Here is a 20872-nt window from a genome sequence, read left to right as displayed (position 1 = left end):
CTGCGGCTCCTGCGCCGCCGGAGTCGACCGTCGGCCCACTTGCGCAGCGCTATTTTTTGGGTCTACTCCCGCTACCGTGCGTTGTCAACGGTTCGGCCTCGCCCACTAGTAGTCACATGTTGTATAACGTCGAAAGACGTTGTGCGCCGTGGTGATTCGATGAACCCGGCCAGCCGCCGCGAGATGGATTGTCCTGCGAACACTTCGCAGGAGTGCGGCCCGGAACCGCTTTCGACGAGCGCCGTTCACGCGCCGGCTGCGGCGAAGTGCCGCAGCCAGCCGAACCAGGCGCCCATCCCGTCGCCGGTGCGCGCACTGACCGGCAGAATCGTCGCTGCCGCATTGACTTTGCGAATATGGGTGATGTATGCGTCGACGTCCACGTCGAGGTGGGGCACCAGGTCGATTTTGTTGAGGAGCACCACATCCACCGACCGGAACATCACCGGATACTTCAGCGGCTTGTCCTCGCCCTCGGTCACCGAATAGACCATGGCCTTGGCGTGTTCGCCGACGTCGAACTCGGCCGGGCAGACCAGATTGCCGACGTTCTCGATGACGACGAGGTCCAGAACGGCGAGGTCGAGGCCCGGCAGCGCCCGGCTGACCATGGGAGCGTCGAGATGGCATTCGCCGCCAAATCCGTTGCTGGTATTCAGCAGTGACACCTGGGCGCCGCGGCCGCTGAGCTTGGCCGCGTCCAGATCGGTGGCGATATCGCCCTCGATCACCCCGATCGCGAGCTCGCCGGCGAGTTCGTCGAGCGTCGCCTGCAGGACGGTGGTCTTGCCCGATCCGGGCGAGCTCATCAGGTTGAGGGTGCGGACCCCGTTGCTCTCGAACGCCGCCCGGTTGGCCGCGGCGAGCAGGTCGTTCTCGGCGAAGATCGCCTCCAGGACGTCGATGCGCTGACCGCCGGTCCGGTAGCGACTGTGATCGCCGTGGTCGTGCTCGTGGCGCGGGTGATCATGGGAGTGGGTGTGGATGGTGCCGTCGTCGTGCCGATGAAATCTACCCATGTTCAACACCTTTCGATGTGGTGTCTAACGATGCTGATGACGCTGCGGGGGCCGCTTTTCACGAGACGTCCAGTGACGTCACCAAGAATTCGTTGCCCCGCAGCACTTCGACGTCGGAACTGTCGCAGCGCGGACACCAGATCGACCACGGCGATTCGATCTCGGACTGCCGGCCGCATGCACAGCACTGCACTTCGGCGCTGACGCATTCGAGTTCCAGTTCGGCGTCCGGCATGTCCTCGGCGTCGCGCACCAGTGTCCAGCAGAAGGACAACGACTCCGGCACCACCTGGCGGAGCGCGCCGACCCGCACGCGCACCACGTCGACGTGCCGGCCGTCGGCGTGGCCTTTGACCACACCGGCGATCGCTTCGCACAACGACAGCTCATGCACCGCGGATCACCGGTGTCCGGGATCCGTCCAACCGCAGGGCTGAAGCGAAGGGGCCCATGAGCACTGTTCTACACCCGAACGGCCGTGACCGGTGAGCCTCTCATCGGCAAGATCGGTGGCTAGGTCGCGGTTTCGGCTCCGAGATCGGCTCCTAGATCCGCGGGGCCCCACTTCTCTTCGATGCGTCCGTAGCGCCAGATGAGCAGGGCCACCGCCCACGTGATGACGAAGATGCCGACGACGACGTAGCCGACCGTGTTGAGGTCCAGCCCGCCGATCCAGTTCCAGAAGGTGCCCCGCCAACCGAACTGGTCGGCGAAAAGGACGAGGAGTTCGACACTTCCGATGAGCAGGGCGACCGCCACCGACAGCGCGGTGACGGTGATGTTGTAGTAGATCTTGCGCACCGGATTGGAAAAGGCCCATCCGTAGGCGAAGTTCATGAACGATCCGTCGATGGTGTCCAGCAGGCACATGCCGGCCGTGAACAGCACCGGCAGGCACATGATCGCGTACCACGGCAGCCCGGCGGCGGCGCTGGTGCCGGCCAGCACCAGTAGCGCGATCTCGGTGGCGGTGTCGAAACCCAGCCCGAACAACAGCCCGACCGGATAGCAGTGCCAGGACTTGCTGATCGATTTGGTGAGGCGGCCGAGCAGCCGGTTCATCCATCCGCGGCTTTGCAGCTGCCGCTCCAGTTCGGCCCCGTCCGTCTCGGGGTCGTATTCGCCTCGGCGCAGCCGCGCGAACACGCGCAGAATGCCGACCAGGACGATGACGTTGAGAAGGGCGATCGCATACAGGAAGAGACCGGAGACGCTGGTGCCGATCAACCCGGTGTAATGGTGCAGCGTCGAGGAGTCGTCCTTGACCGGCCCGACGACCGTTTTCACCCCGCACGCCAGCAACACCGCCAACCCGAAGACCACCGTGGAGTGCCCCAGCGAAAAGAAGAAGCCGACGGCCAGCGGGCGCTGCCCATCGTTCATCAGCGCGCGGGTGGTGTTGTCGATGGCGGCGATGTGGTCGGCGTCAAAGGCATGCCGCATGCCCAGGGTGTAAGCGGTCAATCCGATACCGATGCCAAAAGCTTTGCCGCCCAGGCTGTATTGCGCCGGCGCCACGAACAACACCAGAGTGAACCAGCCGATCAGGTGCAGCACGACGATGGCCGCCAGCATCGAGGCCAGGCGCCACCACTCCGCCGGCGTCAGCGCCCCGAGAAGCCTGGTCGTCCGTGACGGCCGCCGGTCGATCTCGGTGCTGGCCACTGGGGTCCTTCCGGCGCGTCCTGCGGTATCGGACAGAGAACAACCGGCACGACTGTAAGTTCCGCGTCGCGCCAGATGCAAGTGAATCGCAGAATCGTGCAGCCTTGATTGCGGCGAAAGCTGGCGATCCCGGCGTCGCGGCGCGACACTGAACCGGTGACGCCCAAGCCGTCGGCACTCGATGCGTCGGTCACCGAGAGGATCGGCGATCTGTTGCGCGCACGCGGGCTGCGGCGGATGGCTTCCCGGATCCAGGTGCTGGCGGTGCTCGAACCGGTCAACGGACACCTGTCGGTGGCCGAGATCGACAAGCGGATGCGCGCGTGCCTTCCCCCGGGGGCCCAGGCGCCGGACGTGGCCACCGTCTACCGCACGGTGACCACCCTGGTCGATCAGGGGATGCTGCACGCGCTGACCCTCGACGGCGGCGTCACGACCTACGGGCTGGCCACCGCCCCGCACCACCACGCCGTATGCACGAAGTGCGGCACGATCATCGAGGTACCCGCTCGCCGGCTGAGCCTGGCGCTCGAGCATGCGATCGCGGGCAGCTCCTTCGCGCTCTCGGAGGCGGCCGGGCTGACGCTGCGCGGTCTGTGTCCCCAGTGTCAGGACGCCAAGCCGTCGGCTGCGCCGCACCACCGCTGAGGTCAGTGCAGACCCAGTAGCGCGTTCTCCACCACCTCGGGCAGCGCCGGGTGGATCCAGTACTGCCCGCGGGCCATCTGCGGCGCGGTGAGCCCGAAGCTCATCGCCTGGATCAACGGCTGGATGATCGACGAGGCCTGGTGGCCCATGATGTGCGCGCCCAGCAGCCGCCCGGTGCCGCGCTCGGCGATCAGCTTGACGATCCCGGTGGTGTCCTCCGACGCCCAGCCGTAGGCGACGTCACCGTAGTCCTGGATCTTCATCGAAATATTGAAACCCTGTGCTATGGCCTGGTTTTCGGTCAGTCCGACGCTGGCGATCTGCGGATCGGTGAACACCGCGGACGGCACGTAGCGATGGTCGGTGACGGCCATCGCTTCGGTGTCGTCCCAGTCGCACAGCAGATTGCGCTGCACGACGCGCGCCTCGTGGTTGGCGACGTGCTTGAGCTGATACGGCGAGGAGACGTCGCCGAGGGCGAAAATGCCACGCGCCGTAGTCCGCTGGTGCTCGTCGACAACGACAAGGCCGTCCTCGATGGCGACGCCGGCCTGCTCGGCGTCCAGCAGATCGCCGTTGGGCACGCGGCCGGTCGCCACCAGCAGCGCGTCGGCGTTCACGGTGCGACCGTCGTCGAGCCGCAGCGAGACACCCGGGCCGCGGTCGGTGACGCCCACGACGTTGCGATGGGTGTGCAGCTCCCATTTGCTCGCCGCGATACGGGTGAAGCGTTCGCAGAGGATGTCATCGCAATGCCGCAGCAGGGCGGAGCCCCGGACCACCAGGGTGACCCGCGAGCCCAGACAGGAGAAGATGTGCGCGAATTCAGCCGACACGAAACCGCCGCCGATGATCACCAAATGCTCCGGCAGTTCGGGGATTCGCATGATCGTGTCGCTGGTGTGGTACTTCGCACCCGACTCGAGGATGGCCGGGGGAACCGCGGCCCGCGACCCCGCCGCGATCACCACCTGGTCGGCCGTGAACTCGTCGCCGGCGTCGGTGCGCAGCAGGTAGCGCCCGTCGGACCGGACCGGGCCGAACCGGGTGTGCTGCTTGTACACATCGATATTGGGTGCGGAATTCCGATAGTCCTCACCGCTGACCCCGATCGGATCGATGCGCCCGAAGACGCGCGAGACGATGTCGTCCCAGCGCACCCCGTCGATGCGCGCGTCGACGCCGTAACGTGCCGACTCCCGGATCGTCTGCGCGACCTCGGCGGCGTAGACGAACATCTTGGTCGGGATGCACCCGACGTTCAGGCACGTGCCGCCGAATGTGCCCTGCTCGCAGATCGCCACCCGCTTGTCGGCGAAGCGGTCATCGAGAATGCTGTTGCCCGAGCCGGTTCCGATGATCGCGACGTCGTAGGTCTCCACACCGTCACCCCCTTCCGAACCACGCCGAGGCGTCGTTGTTGTTGGTGGGCAGGTATTCGTCCAGCCAGAGATCCAGTTCCCGATAGGCGACTTCGCGCGGCCCCTCCAACGACAAGAACACGTCGTGTTTGGCATCGACCACCGGAACGATGGTGCTGCGGTTCCCGATACAGCCGGCCCACCTGGCGATCTGGGTGACGTCGAGGACCGCGTCGCCGCACCGCATGGATGCCGGGTCCGGGGTCTCCTGCACGCTGTGGTTCGACCGCAGGATCAGATTCGGCACGCCGACGTCGACGCCGCGATGCAGCCGGGCCTGGCCGCGGCGGATGGCGTGTAGCCAACCGAAGGTGATCGGGAAGCCGCCAACGGGTTTCCACTGCAGGTTGTAGTCGAATTGCCCGTCATAGTCGCGGTGCAAGGTGGTGCCGTAACCGCCCTCAACCGGCGGCCGGGCCACGCCCTTGGACCGCACCCGCGACAGACCGGCGATCAGCGCCACGGTCGCGGAATGCCGCAGAATGGCCGGGCCGGGCAACTCCAGGAACGGGCTGTTGAGCACCAGGCCGCCAATGCCTGCGTGCGCGGCCGGGTTGCGGCGGCGCAACCGATCCAGCCACAACGACACGATGAGTCCACCGGCGGAATGCCCGTACACCAGCACCTCGCGGGCCTGCGCGCGCACAGCGCCCAGCGCGTGCTCGAGTTCGGTGTCGTAGTTGGCGAGGTCGGTGATGAAGTGCGGTGTCTGGCCGTCGCACCGCGACCGGCCGCACTTGTGCAGGTCCAGCGCGTAGAAGGTGAAGCCGCGGGTGGCGAAGTGGTCGGCCAGTTCGGTGTGGAAGAAGTAGTCGGTGTAGCCGTGGACCGCCAGCACCGCCCGCCCGGCCGGGCCTGCCTGGCCGCCGGCCTGTCCCGGTTCCGGCCCGCGCCGGATCAGGGTCGCGACGATGTCGCCCTCACCGGCGGGATCGGAGCCGAGCGCGATGGTGCGCTGCCAATATCCGGGTAGGACATCGGGCACCCAGCCAGTCACGCAGCAAGCTTAGAGCTTTTGCTGGGCACGGGGAGCCGCGCGTCGTTCGCGCCCACTTCGCCTCGGGATAACCTGGGATCGGCCCAGTCGAGGGAAGGACCTACAAGCCGGTGTCATCGCTAGCCACAACCACGCGCACGGACGTCGTGCTGGTGGGCGCGGGCATCATGAGCGCGACGCTGGGCGCGTTGCTGCACCGGCTGCAGCCGGATTGGTCGATGACCTTCGTCGAGCGTCTCGACGCCGTAGCCGCCGAAAGCAGCGACCCCTGGAACAACGCCGGCACCGGGCATTCGGCGCTGTGCGAGCTCAACTACACCCCGCAGCGCACCGACGGCTCGATCGACATCAGCAAAGCGGTGCGCATCAACGAGCAGTTTCAGGTGACCCGCCAATTTTGGGCCTATGCCGTCGAGAACGGCATCCTGACCGATCGACGCTTCCTGACCCCGATCCCGCACGCGAGCTTCGTGCGCGGGGCGCAGCGCGTCGACTATCTACGGCGACGACAGCGGGCGCTGGCCGCCAACCCGCTGTTCGCCGGCATCGAACTGATCGAGGACGCGCAAGAGTTCGCCCGCCGGTTACCGTTCATGGCCGCCAACCGCGACTTCTCCGCGCCGACCGCGCTCAACTGGGCCGCCCACGGCACCGACGTCGACTTCGGTGCGCTGTCGCGACAGCTGATCGGGTATTGCCTGCGGGGCGGCGCGACGGCTTTGCTCGGCCACGAGGTCCGCAACCTGACCCGCATGTCCGACGGCGGCTGGACGCTGCTGATCCGTAACCGCCGTACCGGCGAAAAGCGCTGGTGTCAAGCCAAGTTCGTCTTCGTCGGGGCCGGTGGTGACGCACTGCCGCTGCTGCAGAGGTCCGGCATCAACGAGGTCAAGGGCTTCGCGGGATTCCCGATCGGCGGGCGGTTCCTGCGCGCCGACAACCCGGCGCTCACCACCGCGCACCGGGCCAAGGTGTATGGGGCCCCCGCGCCCGGGGCGCCGCCCCTCGGGGCGCTGCATCTGGACCTGCGCTACGTCAACGGCAAGCCGTGGCTGGTATTCGGTCCTTACGCCGGCTGGTCACCGAAGTTCTTGAAACACGGGCACTTCACCGACCTGCCCCGCTCGGTGAAGCCGCACAACCTGGCCTCACTGCTCGGTGTCGGCGCCACCCAGCTGGCGCTCGTCGGATACCTGCTCGGCCAGCTGCGGCTCTCCGAACCGAACCGGCTGCGCATGCTGCGCGAATTCGCGCCCACCGCAGCGGGTTCGGACTGGGAGCTGACGGTGGCCGGCCAGCGAGTGCAGGTGATCCGGCGCGACAAGCGCAAAGGTGGGGTGCTCGACTTCGACACCACCATCGTGGGTGCTGCCGACGGAAGCATCGCGGGACTGCTGGGCGGCTCGCCGGGAGCGTCGACCGCGGTGCCGATCATGCTCGAGGTGTTGGAACGGTGCTTTGCGAACCGTTTTCAGTCCTGGCAGCCCGCGCTCAAAGAGATGGTTCCCTCGCTCGGGGCGACGCTGTCGGATGAGCCGGCACTCTACGACGAAGTGTTTTCGTGGGGAACGAGGGTGCTGGGGTTGGGCGTGACACGCGGCGATGACGATGCAGAGCGGAGCGATGAGGAGGAGCGGCGCACTTGACACGCGGCGATGACGATGCAGAGCGGAGCGATGAGGAGGAGCGGCGCACTTGACGGAAGCACTGCGACGTATCTGGGCCAAAGACCTTGACGCCCAGACGCTTTACGAGCTGCTCAAGCTGCGGGTGGAGGTGTTCGTCGTCGAACAGGCGATCCCATATCCGGAACTGGACGGGCGTGACCTCCTCGCCGAAACCCGGCACTTCTGGTTGGAAACCGGCGAGGGCGAGGTGATCTGTACGCTGCGGTTGATGGAGGAGCATGCGGGAGGCGAGAAGGCTTTCCGGATCGGGCGACTGTGCACCAAACGCAGCGCTCGCGGACAAGGCCACACCACCCGGCTGCTGCGCGCGGCCCTGGCCGAGGTGGGTGACTACCCATGCCGGATCAACGCGCAGACCTATTTGGCAGAGATGTACGCCCAGCACGGATTTGTGTGCGACGGCGACGATTTCCTCGACGACGGCGTCCCGCACGTGCCCATGGTGCGTCCCGGCTCGGGTCTGGCGGCGAAGCCGTGAGGCCCTACCCGTTCAGCGCCATCGTCGGGCACGACCAGCTGCGGCTTGCCCTGCTGTTGTGCGCCGTGCGCCCGGAGATCGGCGGCGCGCTCATCCGCGGCGAGAAGGGCACCGCCAAGTCGACGGCCGTGCGCGGCCTCGCGGCGTTGCTGTCCGCGGCGACCGGAAGCGACTCCGGCCTGGTCGAAATGCCGCTCGGGGCAACCGAAGACCGGGTGATCGGTTCACTGGATCTGCAGCGGGTGCTGCGCGACGGCGAGCACGCGTTTTCACCGGGCCTGTTGGCCCGCGCGCATGGCGGCGTGCTCTACGTCGACGAGGTCAACCTGTTGCACGATCATCTCGTCGATGTGCTGCTCGACGCCGCGGCGATGGGGCGGGTGCATATCGAACGCGACGGCATCTCGCATTCGCATGAGGCCCGGTTCGTGCTGATCGGCACGATGAATCCCGAAGAGGGTGAACTACGTCCACAGCTGCTGGACCGGTTCGGTCTCACCGTCGACGTGCACGCCTCGCGCGACGTGGACGTGCGGGTGCAGGTCATCCGGCAGCGGATGGCCTATGAGGCCGACCCGGACGGCTTCGCCGAGCGTCATGCCGCCGCCGACGCCGAGCTGGCCCGGCGTATCTCCGCGGCCCGCACGCTCGTCGACGACGTGGTGTTGCCCGACAACGAGTTACGGCGCATCGCGGCGCTGTGCGCGGCGTTCGACGTCGACGGCATGCGCGCGGATCTGGTGGTGGCCCGCACCGCCGTCGCGCATGCGGCCTGGCGTGGCGCGTACACCGTCGAGGAACAGGACATCCGGGTGGCCGCCCAGCTGGCGCTGCCGCATCGGCGCCGCCGCGATCCCTTCGACGATCCGGGGATCGACCGCGACCAGCTGGACGAGGCCTTGGCGCAAGCCGGCTCCGGCCCGGAACCCGATCCCGACCCACCCGGCGGCGGTCAATCGGCGGAGACTGAACTGGATGCGCCGCAACAGAACTCGGGAGAAAGTCCCGCGGCGCAGCCGCCGAGGACGAAGCCCAGCGCGCCGCCGTCGAAAACCTTCCGCACCCGCGCGCTGCGGGTTCCGGGGGTCGGGGAAGGCGCACCCGGGCGGCGATCACGGGCGCGCAACGCCAGCGGCAGCGTCATCGCCGCCGCCGACGGGGACGACACCAGCTGCGGCGGGCACGGGCTGCACCTGTTCGCCACCCTGCTGTCGGCCGCCGAGCGCGCCGGGGCCGGGCCGTTGCGGCCCGAGCCCGACGATGTGCGGCGGGCCGTGCGCGAGGGACGCGAAGGCAATCTCGTGATCTTCGTCGTGGACGCCTCGGGTTCGATGGCCGCACGGGACCGCATGGCAGCGGTCAGCGGCGCCACACTGTCGCTGCTGCGTGACGCCTATCAGCGTCGCGACAAGGTAGCCGTGATCACCTTCCGGCAGCATGAGGCGCGGCTGTTGTTGCCGCCGACCTCGTCGGCGCACATCGCCGGCCGGCGACTGGCCCGGTTCGACACCGGCGGCAAGACCCCGCTGGCCGAAGGGCTGCTGGCCGCGCGCGAGCTGATCGTCCGGGAGAAGACGCGTGACCGCGCGCGCCGCTCCCTGGTTGTGGTGCTCACCGACGGCCGGGCCACCGCCGGGCCGGATCCGTTGGGCCGCACCCGCTCCGCGGCGGCCAGGTTGGTCGCCGAGGGTGCCGCCGCGGTGGTCGTGGACTGCGAAACATCGTATGTGCGGCTGGGTTTGGCCGAGCAACTGGCCCGCCACCTCGGCGCTCCGTCCGTCCGGCTCGAGCAGTTGCACGCGGATTCATTGACGCGTGCCGTGCGCGACGTGGCTTGAGAAAGGTAACCTGTTATGCCGCAAGGTGTTCCACTTCAAGTTCCTGATGACGGCCTGACCACCCGGGCGCGGCGTCGCACACCCGTGCTGGCGGTGCACACCGGCGCCGGCAAGGGAAAGTCAACGGCGGCCCTTGGAATGGCGTTGCGGGCCTGGAACGCCGGGCTTTCCGTCGCGGTGTTCCAGTTCGTCAAGAGCGCCAAGTGGAAGGTGGGCGAGGAGGCGGCTTTCGCCGCGCTCGCTGAAGCGCACGAGCAGCACCGGGTCGGTGCGCCCGTCGAGTGGCACAAGATGGGCGCGGGTTGGTCCTGGACGCGCAAGGCGGGCAGCGAAACCGATCACGCGGCGGCAGCGGCCGACGGCTGGGCCGAGGTCGCGCACCGGCTGGCCGCCCAGCGTCACGATTTCTACGTGCTGGACGAGTTCACCTATCCACTGAAATGGGGCTGGGTGGACGTCGACGAGGTGGTCGAGGCGTTGTCGGCGCGGCCCGGCCACCAGCACGTCGTCATCACCGGACGCGACGCCCCGCAGCGGTTGGTCGATGCGGCCGACCTGGTCACCGAGATGACCAAGGTCAAGCACCCGATGGACGCCGGGCGTAAGGGGCAGAAGGGTATCGAGTGGTGAGTGTTCCCGCTGTGGTCATCGCCGCGCCCGCCTCCGGCAGCGGAAAGACCACGGTGGCAACGGGTTTGATCGGCGCCCTGCGGCAGGTGGGCCACACCGTGGCGCCGTTCAAGGTGGGCCCGGACTTCATCGATCCCGGCTATCACGGTCTCGCCGCCGGCCGGCCCGGCCGCAACCTCGATCCGGTACTGGTCGGGGAGGGTCTCATCGGTCCGCTGTACGCGCACGGCGCCGCCGGCGCGGGCATCGCCGTGATCGAAGGGGTGATGGGACTTTTCGACGGGCGGATCGGGCCTTCCGCCACCACCCCCGCGGCGGGATCGACCGCCCACGTCGCCGGCCTGCTGGGTGCGCCCGTCGTCCTGGTCGTCGACGCACGCGGTCAAAGCCAAAGCATCGCCGCGCTGCTGCACGGCTTTTCGACGTTCGACACCGCAACCCGGGTCGCCGGCGTGATCCTGAACCGGGTCGGGTCGGCGCGGCATGAGCAGGTGCTGCGGCAGGCATGCGAGCAGGCTGGTGTGCCGGTGCTGGGCGTCATCCCACGCGCCGATGAATTAGAGCTTCCCACAAGGTATTTGGGACTGGTCACCGCGGTGGAGTACGGGCGCCGGGCCCGGCTGGCGGTCGACGCGATGACGGCTTTGGTCGCTCGTCACGTCGACCTGGGGGCGGTGGTCGCGGTCGCGCGAGGTCCGGCCGCCCAGCAGCCGTGGGATCCGGCGACGGCGGTGGGGGAGACCGCCGGGCGGTGCGGCGATCGCGCCACCGTCGCCGTGGCGGCCGGGAAGGCCTTCAGCTTCGGCTACGCCGAGCACCCGGAACTGCTGGCGGCCGCCGGAGCGGACGTCGTCGAATTCGATCCGCTCAGCGACGCGTTGCCCGACGGCACCGATGCGGTGTTGTTGCCCGGCGGTTTTCCCGAACAGTTCACCGCGGAGCTCTCCGCCAACGACGTCGTGCGCCGGCAGATCAAGGAGCTGGCCGCCGCCGGGGCCCCCATCCACGCCGAGTGCGCCGGGCTGATCTATCTGGCCGACGAACTCGACGGCCACCCGATGTGCGGCGTGCTGGCCGGGCAGGCGCGGTTCACGCCGCACCTGACGCTGGCGTATCGCGATGCCGTCGCCGTAGCCGATTCCCCGCTGTATACCGCCGGCCAGCGGGCGGTCGGTCACGAATTCCACCGCACCGCAGTTACATTCAGCGACAGCTATCAGCCAGCATGGATGTACCGGGCCCACGACGCCGACCATGCGGGCGCTGCCGTGCGCGACGGTGTCGTGCACGGCAGTGTGCACGCGTCGTATCTGCACACCCACCCGGCTGCGGCGCCGGAGGCGGTGGCGCGCTTCGTCGCACACGCCGCCGCCCGGCGAGCGCGCCCCGCCAGTTCGCGAATGTAACGCCACTGCGAAAAATCCGGCTCAACTTCGCAGTGCCGTTACGCTCGCGACCCGCTGCGCCCGGTGTGAGCGCCGCGCTGGCGATCGCCACTGTCTTCATGGTGGCGACCCGCTGTGCCCGGCGTGACCGCCGCGCTGGCGATCGCCACTGTCTTCATGGTGGCGACCCGCTGCGCCCGGCGTGACCGCCGCGCTGGCGATCGCCACTGTCTTCATGGTGGCGACCCGCTGCGCCCGGCGTGACCGCCGCGCTGGCGATCGCCACTAAGCTTGCCGGGTGACTGAGAGCGCCTACCTCGCTGGGCTGCGGCTGACCGGCAAGAAGGTCGTCGTCGTCGGTGGCGGCACCGTTGCCCAGCGCCGCCTGCCGTTGCTCATCGCCAGCGGCGCCGACGTCCACGTCATCTCCCGCAGCGCCACCAGATCGGTCGAGGCGATGACCGGAATCACCCTGGCATTGCGCGAATACCGCGACGGCGACCTCGACGGAGCCTGGTACGCGATCGCGGCCACCGACGACCCCCAAGTGAACGAGGCCGTGGTCACCGAGGCCGAAAGCCGCCGAATCTTTTGCGTCCGGGCGGACATCGCCGTCGAGGGGACCGCAGTAACGCCAGCATCTTTCAGCTATGCGGGGTTGTCCGTCGGGGTCCTGGCCGGCGGCGAGCACCGACGCTCGGCGACCATCCGTTCGGCCATCCGGGAGGCGCTGCAGACCGGGGTCATCACCCCGGAAGGCCCGGTGAGCTCCGACGTCGTCAAGGGCAGCGTGGCGCTGATCGGCGGCGGCCCCGGTGACCCCGAACTGATCACCGTGCGGGGCCGCCGGCTGCTCGCCCAGGCCGACGTCGTGGTCGCCGATCGCCTCGCACCACCCGAACTGCTCGCCGAACTGCCCCCGCATGTGGAAGTCATCGACGCCGCCAAGATCCCCTACGGGCGGGCGATGGCCCAGGACGCGATCAACGACGCCATGATCGAACGCGCCAGGGCCGGAAGCTTTGTGGTTCGCCTCAAAGGCGGGGACCCCTTCGTGTTCGCCCGCGGCTACGAGGAGGTGCTCGCGTGCGCCGACGCCGGGATTCCGGTCACGGTGGTGCCGGGTGTGACAAGTGCCATAGGTGTGCCCGCCTTGGCGGGTGTGCCTGTCACCCATCGGGCGATAAACCACGAATTCGTGGTGGTCAGCGGCCATCTCCCGCCCGGTCATCCCGAATCGTTAGTGAATTGGGACGCGCTGGCTGCAATGTCCGGCACGATTGTTTTGCTGATGGCAGTCGAACGTATCGAGCTTTTCGCCGAAGCCCTTTTGAAGGGCGGCCGACCTGCTGATACACCCGTGCTGGTCGTTCAGCATGGAACGACCGCCGCTCAACACACTTTGCGGGCCACCCTGGCCGACACGCCCGAAAAGATTCGGGCCGAAGGTATCCGACCTCCCGCGATCATCGTGATCGGGGCGGTGGCGGCCTTCGGGGTTTAAACAGTTCTTAAGATTACTGTAAGGTAACCCTTTATGACGGCTCTCAGCGACTCAGAGCGCGCTGTCCAAAACTGGACGTCTGCACGCCCCGATCGTCCGGCCCCGGTGCGCACTACGCCCCCGGCGGAGACCGCCTCAAAGTCCGCGACGGAGACCGCCTCGAATCGCACCAGCAAGTACTACCCGGCGTGGCTGCCTTCGCGGCGCTTCATCGCGGCCGTCGTCGCCATCGGTGGCATGCAGCTGCTTGCGACGATGGACAGCACCGTCGCGATCGTCGCGCTCCCCAAGATCCAAAACGAGCTCAGCCTCTCCGACGCCGGCCGCAGCTGGGTGATCACCGCCTACGTGCTGACATTCGGCGGGCTGATGCTGCTGGGCGGCCGGCTCGGCGACACCATCGGGCGCAAGCGCACCTTCATCGTCGGTGTCGCGCTGTTCACCATCTCCTCCGTGCTGTGCGCGGTCGCCTGGGACGAGGCCACCATGGTCATCGCCCGGCTGTCGCAGGGCGTCGGGTCCGCCATCGCCTCGCCGACCGGCCTGGCTCTGGTGGCGACCACGTTCCCCAAGGGACCGGCGCGTAACTTCGCGACGGCGGTGTTCGCCGCGATGACGGCGATCGGCTCGGTGATGGGCCTCGTGGTCGGCGGAGCGCTCACCGAGGTGTCGTGGCGGCTGGCGTTCCTGGTGAACGTGCCGATCGGCCTGATGATGATGTACCTGGCCCGCACCGCGCTGCGCGAGACCAACCGCGAGCGGATGAAGCTGGACGCCACCGGCGCCATGCTGGCCACCCTGACGTGCACCGCCGCCGTGTTCGCCTTCTCGATGGGGCCGGAAAAGGGCTGGGTTTCGATCACCACCATCGGCTCGGGTGTGGTGGCGCTGGGCGCCGCCCTCGCCTTCGTCATCGTGGAGCGCACCGCCGAAAACCCCGTCGTGCCGTTCGATCTGTTCCGGGACCGCAACCGGTTGGCCACCTTCACCGCAATCTTTTTGGCCGGTGGGCTCATGTTCAGCCTGACCGTGTGCATCGGCCTGTACGTGCAGGACATCCTCGGTTACAGCGCGCTGCACGCCGGCGTCGGCTTCATCCCGTTCGTCATCGCGATGGGAATCGGCCTCGGCGTTTCCTCGCAGCTGGTGTCGCGGTTCTCGCCCCGGGTATTGACCATCGGCGGCGGCATCCTTCTTTTCTGGGCGATGCTGTATGGCTCGGCGTTCATGCACCGCGGCGTCGCCTACTTCCCCAACCTGGTGCTGCCCATCGTGGTCGGCGGGATCGGCATCGGCATGGCCGTTGTTCCCCTGACCTTGTCGGCCATCGCCGGCGTAGGTTTCGATCAGATCGGCCCCGTATCGGCCGTCACGCTGATGCTGCAAAGCCTGGGCGGGCCGCTGGTGCTGGCCGTCATCCAGGCTGTGATCACTTCGCGGACACTGTATTTGGGCGGCACCACCGGCCCGGTGAAAATCATGAACGACGCGCAGTTGCAGGCGCTCGACCACGGCTATACCTACGGCCTGCTGTGGGTGGCCGGTGTGGCCGTCATCGTCGGCGGTGCGGCGCTGTTCATCGGCTACACACCCGACCAGGTTGCGCACGCGCAAGAGGTCAAGGAAGCGATGGACGCCGGAGAGCTGTAGCTCACCGCGTAGGGCGCTGCGCCCGTCAATGGCAGCCTCCAGGGCACGCTAGGCTGGCCCGCTGTGATCACCCGGATGTCCCAGCTGTTTTTGCGCACGTTGCGCGATGATCCCGCCGACGCCGAAGTCGCCAGCCACAAACTTCTGATCCGGGCCGGCTACATCCGGCCCATCGCGCCCGGGCTGTACAGCTGGCTGCCGCTGGGATTGCGGGTGCTGCGCCGCATCGAGCGCATCGTCCGCGACGAGATGAACGCCATTGGCGGGCAAGAGATCCTGTTCCCCGCCCTGCTGCCCCGCGCACCGTACGAGGCGACGAACCGGTGGACCGAATACGGCGACTCGGTGTTTCGGCTGCAGGACCGCCGCGGCAACGACTACCTGTTGGGACCGACACACGAAGAGCTGTTCACCCTGACCGTCAAGGGCGAATACAGCTCCTACAAAGACTTTCCGGTCCTGCTGTACCAAATCCAGAACAAATACCGTGACGAAGCGCGGCCGCGGGCCGGAATTCTGCGCGTGCGGGAATTCCTGATGAAGGACTCGTACTCGTTCGACATCGACGAGGCCGGCCTGGCCGCCGCGTATCACGCGCACCGGGAGGCCTATCAGCGCATCTTCGCGCGCCTGCAGGTGCGCTACGTCATCGTGTCCGCGGTCTCCGGGGCCATGGGCGGCAGCGCCTCCGAGGAGTTCCTGGCCGAAAGTCCGGCCGGCGAGGACACCTTCGTGCGGTGCCTGGAGTCCGGCTACGCGGCCAACGTCGAGGCCGTCGTCACCGCCCGGCCGGAGGCGCAACCGATCGATGGGCTGCCCGAGGCGGTGGTCCACGACACCGGCGACACCCCGACCATCGCCACCCTCGTGGGCTGGGCCAATACCGCGGACCTGGGCCGCGCCGTCACCGCGGCCGACACGTTGAAGAACGTCCTGCTCAAGGTGCGCCAACCCGGCGGGGACTGGGAGCTGCTGGCCATCGGGCTGCCCGGCGACCGCGAGGTCGACGACAAACGGCTGGGCGCGGCGCTGGAGCCGGCCGAATACGCCATGCTCGACGACGCCGACTTCGCCAGGTATCCCTTTCTGGTGAAGGGATATATCGGGCCAAAGGCATTGCAGGACAACGGTGTTCGCTATCTGATCGATCCGCGGGTGGTCGACGGCACCGGCTGGATCACCGGAGCCGACGAGCCCGGCCGGCACGTCGTCGGGCTGGTCGCCGGCCGGGATTTCACCGCCGACGGCACCATCGAGGCCGCCGAGGTGCGCGACGGCGATCCCTCACCGGACGGCGCGGGCCCGCTGGTGTCGGCGCGCGGCATCGAGGTCGGGCACATCTTTCAGCTTGGACGCAAATACACCGACGCGTTCACCGCCGACGTCCTCGGCGAGGACGGCAAGCCGGTGCGCCTGACCATGGGCTCCTATGGCCTGGGGGTGTCGCGGATGGTGGCCGTGATCGCCGAGCAGCACCACGACGAGCTGGGGCTGCGCTGGCCGTCGGCCGTCGCCCCGTTCGACGTCCATCTGGTGATCGCCAACAAAGACGACCAGGCCCGCGCCGGGGCCACCGACCTGGCCGCCGACCTGGACCGGTTGGGCGTCGACGTGCTGCTCGACGACCGTCAGGCCTCACCCGGCGTGAAGTTCAAGGATGCCGAGCTGCTGGGCGTGCCCTGGATCGTGGTGGTGGGACGCGGCTGGGCGAGCGGCGTGGTGGAGCTGCGCGACCGCTTCGGCGGACAAACCCGGGAACTCGTGACCGGACCGTCGCTGGCCACCGACATCGCGGCGGCCCTGAACCGCTGATTCGGATGGTGGCGACCCGCTTCGCCCGGCTCGACCTGCAGTGGCGACCCGCTTCGCCCGGCTCCGACCTGCAGTGGCGACCCGCTGCGCCCGGCTATGCCGCGTTTGCGATCGCCACGGCCGCGCTTGCGATCGCCACGGCCGCGCTCACGATCGCCACTTAGTCGTTGCCGCCCGGGAAGCTCGTCGTGATGGGCCAGGCACCCAACACGCGGTTCCACCGGGCGGCCATGACCGCGCTCTGAATCAGCGCCGTCGAGGCAAACGCCCGATCCTCGGCGGTCTCGGCGTGTTCGGCGACGACGCGCCACGCCCCCGCGCCGTCGTTCTCCATCCGGGCGGCCAGGCGCGCCGCGTCCGCCGGGCTGCCGACCACCATGGGCAGCTGGTAGCCGGCCGCGGCGACCGGCGCGGTGACCTTGCGGGCGGTCAGCATCGCGATGACGTCGTCGCGGCGTCGGCGGTGCTGCTCGAGGGCCTCCACCACCATGTCGTTCACGCTGGGGGGCGACAGCGCCGAGACGATGCCGTAGCCGTAGATCGTCGAGTGTTCGATGACCAGCGCGTCGGACAGCGCCGCGTTGTCGGCGTCCTTCCCCGAGGTCATATCGACGGACCCCCGGGCACCAGCGCCACCGTGTAGGACGCCGCGCACGATGCCGCGATCGACGCGAGCAGCCCCGCACGGTACCCGGATTCGGTGCCCACCAGGCGAGCCGCACTGTCGGCCGAGGCGCGCAGCGCGTCGATCACGTCGGCCACCGGCGGCGGGGGCGGCGGCGGCCCGGCCGGTTCGGCCTGACTCGGGCTGGTCGTTTCGCTCGACGACGCGGTGAGCTTGCCGGCGGCCCGCGAGATCTCCGTGGAGAGCGCGCGGGCGTGCGCGGCGCGCTGGCTCGCCACCACCGTCAGCGCGGCGGCGACCTGCGGAGGGTTCCCGACGGCCGCGGCGGCGGCACCCGCCAGCGTGCTGTCGTGGCGGGCCTGGTCCAACGGGCCCAGCAGTTGTTCGACGGGCGGGGGCTTGGGCGCGGACTTGCCGCACGCGGACACGACGCCCAGCGCGGCCAGGGCCGCACCGCCGGAGAGGACGTCTCGCCTGTTGACGAACGGAACTGCGCTAGGCACAAGCACATCCTGCCACCGGTGCGAAAGCGGGCACGAAGCCAGCACGCGATCACGCCGCCATCGGTGATTCCTGGCGTATCGTGGATAGCTGGTTCTCGCGGGAGGGCAGTTTTACGTTCTTTCGCCGGGACACCGGAAGCCGCCCGCGAAGCCATCGCGGCGGCGACATCCGCCAGATGACCGGACAACTCAAGATGAGGAGCTCGCCGTGACCACCGGGCTACCGTCGCAGACGCAGGTGATCGAGCTACTCGATGGGGAGTTTGCGCGCGCGGGATATGAGATCGAAGACGTGGTCATCGACGCCCGCACCCGACCACCCCGCATCACGGTGATCGCCGACGGTGACAACGGCCTCGATCTGGACACGGCGGCCACTCTTTCGCGCTCGGCGTCGGCGCTGCTCGACGGCCTGGACAGCATCGGGGACCACTACGTGCTCGAGGTGTCCTCACCGGGCGTGGATCGCCCGCTGACCAGCGCGAAGCACTTCCGTCGCGCCCGTGGCCGCAAGGTCGACGTTGTCCTGTCCGATGGATCCACGCTGACCGGCCGCGTCGGCGAGACGAACGAGGAGGCCGTCGCGCTGGTGGTTCGCGCGGGCCGGGACTGGGCGATACGCGAGATCTCGGTCGGTGATGTCGTCAAAGCTGTTGTCCAGGTGGAGTTTTCGCCCCCTACCCAAGCGGAACTGGAACTGGCGGGTATGGGTCAGGGCCGGAGGACGGAGACCGGAACATGAACTGCACCAGCGACGACGCAGAGCAAAAGAGCGGTGTGGGGGTACCCCCCGCCTGCGGGGGAGAGGAGCGGCACTGATGAACATCGACATGGCCGCCCTGCATGCGATCGAGGTGGATCGGGGTATCTCGGTCAACGAGCTGCTCGAGACCATCAAGTCCGCGCTGCTCACCGCCTACCGGCACACCCAGGGCCATCAGAACGACGCGCGGATCGAGATCGACCGCAAAACCGGTGTCGTCCGGGTGATCGCCCGGGAGACCGATGAAGACGACAACGTCATCAGCGAATGGGACGACACCCCCGAGGGCTTCGGGCGCATCGCCGCCACCACCGCACGCCAGGTGATGCTGCAGCGATTCCGCGACGCCGAAAATGAGCGCACCTACGGCGAGTTCTCCACCCGCGAGGGCGAGATCGTCGCGGGCGTGATCCAGCGAGACAGCCGGGCCAACGCGCGCGGCCTGGTGGTGGTCCGCATGGGCAGCGAGACGAAGGCCTCCGAGGGCGTGATCCCCGCGGCCGAACAGGTTCCCGGGGAAAGCTACGAACACGGCAACCGTGTGCGGTGCTATGTGATCGGGGTGACCCGCGGGTCCCGGGAACCGCTGATCACGCTGTCGCGCACCCACCCCAACCTGGTCCGCAAGCTGTTCTCCCTGGAGGTGCCCGAGATCGCCGACGAGTCCGTCGAGATCGTGGCCGTGGCGCGGGAGGCCGGCCATCGCTCCAAGATCGCGGTGAAGTCGAACCTTCCCGGCCTGAACGCCAAGGGCGCCTGCATCGGTCCGATGGGCCAGCGCGTCCGCAACGTGATGAGCGAGCTCTCCGGCGAGAAAATCGACATCATCGACTACGACGAGGACCCGGCCCGCTTCGTCGCCAACGCGTTGTCGCCGGCCAAGGTGATTTCGGTGTCGATCATCGACCAGGCCGCCCGCGCCGCCCGCGTGGTGGTTCCCGACTTCCAGTTGTCACTGGCCATCGGCAAGGAGGGCCAGAACGCGCGGCTGGCCGCCCGGCTGACCGGCTGGCGCATCGACATCCGCGGGGATTCGCCCGCCGGGCCCGGAGGGCATCCGGAGAGCGAGCCCGAACACGGTGCCACCCACGGAATGGCCCACGACCGCTAGCGGCACACCGGGCGCGGCCGCACATCCTCGGGTGGTTCTGACCATCGATTCGGTGACGCTAGACTAGCCGTGATCCAGCGTGAGCCTTCGGCCTCCGAAACCCAGAAGGGCGCACCGACACATGGGTGGACCCGTGCGGACGTGTATCGGGTGCCGAAAGCGAGAGTTGGCCGTCGAACTGCTTCGAGTGGTGGCTGTGCCGACCGGGAACGGTGATTTCGCCGTGATCGTCGACACAGGCGGTAGCCTGCCGGGGCGGGGTGCATGGCTGCATCCCGTGCCGCAGTGCGCGCAACAGGCGATCCGGCGGCGTACTTTCACCAAAGCGCTGCGCATCACCGGTTCACCGGACACATCCGCGGTGGTCGAGCACATAGAGTTTCTCAGTGCGCCCGATCGCCCGGCAACAGAACAGGTAGCAAAGAACATGAGCACACCGTGAAGTCCCGATGACGCCCATCCCTATGCGTTACAGCTAATTCCCGAGGCGCGGCCCCACGACTGTCGCCTCATAGACAGGAGATGTAGTGGCAGGTAAGGCCCGCGTACACGAGTTGGCTAAGGAACTCGGTGTTACCAGCAAGGAAGTCCTCGCCCGGCTGAATGAACAGGGCGAATTCGTCAAATCCGCATCGTCGACGGTAGAAGCGCCGGTGGCTCGCCGGCTGCGCGAGTCCTTCGGAGGCGGCAAGACCGCTGCCGAGAGGAAGGCCCCCGCGAAGGCCGCGCAAGGGGAGGCCAAGGCTGCGGCCAAGGCCCCCGACAAGTCGCTCGATACGGCCCTCGACAACGCGATCAACAAGGCCGTTGGCAACGGCGAAGCGACGGCGACGCCCGCCCAACCCGGTGGCACGGCCACGACCGCTGCCACCCAGGCCTCCGGCGCCGCGCCCACCGAGGCGCCGGCGCGACCGGGGCCGGCGCCCGCACGTCCGTCGGCGCCCGCGCCCGGGCAGCCGAAGCCGCCCGCTCCCGGTCAGGCGCCGCACCCCGGCATGACGCCGGGCCCGCGGCCCGGCCCGATGCCCAAACCCCGCGCCCCGCGCGTCGGCAACAACCCGTTCTCGTCGGCGCAACCCGTCGACCGGCCCATCCCGCGTCCGGCGGCGCCCCGTCCCGGGGCACCCCGGCCGGG

At 68.4% G+C, this 20872-nt stretch carries 20 protein-coding genes and 1 pseudogene; 14 read left to right on the top strand and 7 right to left on the bottom strand.

Features of this window, described 5'->3' with window-relative positions; genetic code table 11:
• Window positions 1-245: 245 nt before the first annotated feature.
• The 3 genes from hypB to EPN51_RS26675 form a co-directional block, all read right to left on the bottom strand.
• Window positions 246-1019, bottom strand: a complete 774-nt coding sequence (gene hypB / locus EPN51_RS26685) for a hydrogenase nickel incorporation protein HypB (protein WP_293048884.1) — start codon at window positions 1017-1019, stop codon at window positions 246-248.
• A gap of 58 nt (window positions 1020-1077) precedes the next feature.
• Window positions 1078-1413, bottom strand: a complete 336-nt coding sequence (locus EPN51_RS26680; RefSeq protein WP_293048883.1) for a hydrogenase maturation nickel metallochaperone HypA — start codon at window positions 1411-1413, stop codon at window positions 1078-1080.
• Between the two features lie 119 nt (window positions 1414-1532).
• Window positions 1533-2684 (bottom strand): HoxN/HupN/NixA family nickel/cobalt transporter, encoded by a 1152-nt coding sequence (locus EPN51_RS26675; RefSeq protein WP_293048882.1) that lies wholly within the window; start codon window positions 2682-2684, stop codon window positions 1533-1535.
• A gap of 156 nt (window positions 2685-2840) precedes the next feature.
• Here EPN51_RS26675 and EPN51_RS26670 point away from each other — a divergent pair, with 156 nt between their 5' ends.
• Window positions 2841-3332 carry a Fur family transcriptional regulator gene (locus EPN51_RS26670; protein WP_293048881.1) on the top strand — a complete coding sequence of 164 codons (492 nt, stop codon included), beginning with the start codon at window positions 2841-2843 and terminating at the stop codon, window positions 3330-3332.
• A 2-nt stretch (window positions 3333-3334) separates the two neighbouring features.
• On the opposite strand, the gene mtr is transcribed toward EPN51_RS26670, so the two are convergent.
• The gene (gene mtr, locus EPN51_RS26665) at window positions 3335-4714 is read right to left on the bottom strand and encodes a mycothione reductase (protein ID WP_293048880.1); all 1380 of its coding nucleotides are present in this window, start codon (window positions 4712-4714) and stop codon (window positions 3335-3337) included.
• Between the two features lie 4 nt (window positions 4715-4718).
• The gene (locus tag EPN51_RS26660; RefSeq protein WP_293048879.1) at window positions 4719-5750 is read right to left on the bottom strand and encodes an alpha/beta hydrolase; all 1032 of its coding nucleotides are present in this window, start codon (window positions 5748-5750) and stop codon (window positions 4719-4721) included.
• Between the two features lie 110 nt (window positions 5751-5860).
• On the opposite strand from EPN51_RS26660, the gene mqo reads away from it, so the two are divergent.
• The 9 genes and pseudogenes from mqo (at window position 5861) to EPN51_RS26615 (ending at window position 16899) form a co-directional block, all read left to right on the top strand.
• The gene (gene mqo / locus EPN51_RS26655) at window positions 5861-7396 is read left to right on the top strand and encodes a malate dehydrogenase (quinone) (protein ID WP_293048878.1); all 1536 of its coding nucleotides are present in this window, start codon (window positions 5861-5863) and stop codon (window positions 7394-7396) included.
• A gap of 49 nt (window positions 7397-7445) precedes the next feature.
• Window positions 7446-7916, top strand: coding sequence for a GNAT family N-acetyltransferase (locus EPN51_RS26650; RefSeq protein WP_293048877.1), 471 nt, complete (start codon window positions 7446-7448; stop codon window positions 7914-7916).
• Window positions 7913-9754, top strand: coding sequence for a magnesium chelatase subunit D family protein (locus EPN51_RS26645; protein WP_293048876.1), 1842 nt, complete (start codon window positions 7913-7915; stop codon window positions 9752-9754). The genes EPN51_RS26650 and EPN51_RS26645 overlap by 4 nt, the downstream gene beginning before the upstream one ends.
• A gap of 15 nt (window positions 9755-9769) precedes the next feature.
• Window positions 9770-10384 (top strand): cob(I)yrinic acid a,c-diamide adenosyltransferase, encoded by a 615-nt coding sequence (cobO, locus tag EPN51_RS26640; protein WP_293048875.1) that lies wholly within the window; start codon window positions 9770-9772, stop codon window positions 10382-10384.
• Window positions 10381-11790, top strand: a complete 1410-nt coding sequence (locus EPN51_RS26635) for a cobyrinate a,c-diamide synthase (protein ID WP_293048874.1) — start codon at window positions 10381-10383, stop codon at window positions 11788-11790. Before cobO ends, EPN51_RS26635 begins: the two co-directional genes overlap by 4 nt.
• Before the next feature lie 277 nt (window positions 11791-12067).
• Window positions 12068-13284 (top strand): annotated as a pseudogene (gene cobA / locus EPN51_RS26630) (uroporphyrinogen-III C-methyltransferase).
• A gap of 22 nt (window positions 13285-13306) precedes the next feature.
• Window positions 13307-14923 (top strand): MFS transporter, encoded by a 1617-nt coding sequence (locus EPN51_RS26625; protein ID WP_293048873.1) that lies wholly within the window; start codon window positions 13307-13309, stop codon window positions 14921-14923.
• Between the two features lie 63 nt (window positions 14924-14986).
• The gene (locus tag EPN51_RS26620) at window positions 14987-16735 is read left to right on the top strand and encodes a proline--tRNA ligase (protein ID WP_293048872.1); all 1749 of its coding nucleotides are present in this window, start codon (window positions 14987-14989) and stop codon (window positions 16733-16735) included.
• 5 nt (window positions 16736-16740) lie between these two features.
• Window positions 16741-16899, top strand: a complete 159-nt coding sequence (locus EPN51_RS26615) for a hypothetical protein (RefSeq protein ID WP_293048871.1) — start codon at window positions 16741-16743, stop codon at window positions 16897-16899.
• Here the strand turns inward: EPN51_RS26615 and EPN51_RS26610 are convergent.
• Both EPN51_RS26610 and EPN51_RS26605 read right to left on the bottom strand, forming a co-directional pair.
• Window positions 16896-17342: a ferritin-like domain-containing protein gene (locus tag EPN51_RS26610; RefSeq protein WP_293048870.1), complete on the bottom strand. Its 447-nt coding sequence runs from the start codon at window positions 17340-17342 to the stop codon at window positions 16896-16898. The genes EPN51_RS26615 and EPN51_RS26610 overlap by 4 nt on opposite strands.
• Entirely contained in the window at window positions 17339-17863 is a 525-nt protein-coding gene (locus EPN51_RS26605; protein WP_293048869.1) for a hypothetical protein, read from the bottom strand. Before EPN51_RS26605 ends, EPN51_RS26610 begins: the two co-directional genes overlap by 4 nt.
• A gap of 208 nt (window positions 17864-18071) precedes the next feature.
• Between EPN51_RS26605 and rimP the strand changes: the two genes are divergently transcribed.
• From rimP to EPN51_RS26585, 4 genes are all read left to right on the top strand, one after another.
• Complete coding sequence (rimP, locus tag EPN51_RS26600) at window positions 18072-18605, top strand: ribosome maturation factor RimP (protein ID WP_293048868.1); 534 nt, start codon at window positions 18072-18074, stop codon at window positions 18603-18605.
• A gap of 76 nt (window positions 18606-18681) precedes the next feature.
• Window positions 18682-19737, top strand: coding sequence for a transcription termination factor NusA (gene nusA / locus EPN51_RS26595; RefSeq protein ID WP_293048867.1), 1056 nt, complete (start codon window positions 18682-18684; stop codon window positions 19735-19737).
• Between the two features lie 166 nt (window positions 19738-19903).
• On the top strand, window positions 19904-20179 hold the full coding sequence (locus EPN51_RS26590; RefSeq protein ID WP_293048866.1) for a YlxR family protein: 276 nt from the start codon (window positions 19904-19906) through the stop codon (window positions 20177-20179).
• An 85-nt stretch (window positions 20180-20264) separates the two neighbouring features.
• The coding region (locus EPN51_RS26585) for a translation initiation factor IF-2 N-terminal domain-containing protein (RefSeq protein ID WP_293048865.1) at window positions 20265-20872 on the top strand (608 nt) is incomplete at its 3' end.

It is taken from the genome of Mycobacterium sp. (assembly GCF_004298145.1).
GTDB lineage: Bacteria > Actinomycetota > Actinomycetes > Mycobacteriales > Mycobacteriaceae > Mycobacterium.
Note: the sequence above shows the minus strand (reverse complement) of the source record. Positions and strands in the feature narration are given on the sequence as shown.

Excerpts from the sequence above, each read along its gene's own strand:
- hypB (WP_293048884.1), bottom strand. The coding sequence starts at position 1,019 with ATGGGTAGATTTCATCGGCACGACGACGGCACCATCCACACCCACTCC.
- cobO (WP_293048875.1), top strand. The coding sequence starts at position 9,770 with ATGCCGCAAGGTGTTCCACTTCAAGTTCCTGATGACGGCCTGACCACC.
- EPN51_RS26625 (WP_293048873.1), top strand. The coding sequence starts at position 13,307 with ATGACGGCTCTCAGCGACTCAGAGCGCGCTGTCCAAAACTGGACGTCT.
- EPN51_RS26615 (WP_293048871.1), top strand. The coding sequence starts at position 16,741 with ATGGTGGCGACCCGCTTCGCCCGGCTCGACCTGCAGTGGCGACCCGCT.
- EPN51_RS26610 (WP_293048870.1), bottom strand. The coding sequence starts at position 17,342 with ATGACCTCGGGGAAGGACGCCGACAACGCGGCGCTGTCCGACGCGCTG.
- nusA (WP_293048867.1), top strand. The coding sequence starts at position 18,682 with ATGAACATCGACATGGCCGCCCTGCATGCGATCGAGGTGGATCGGGGT.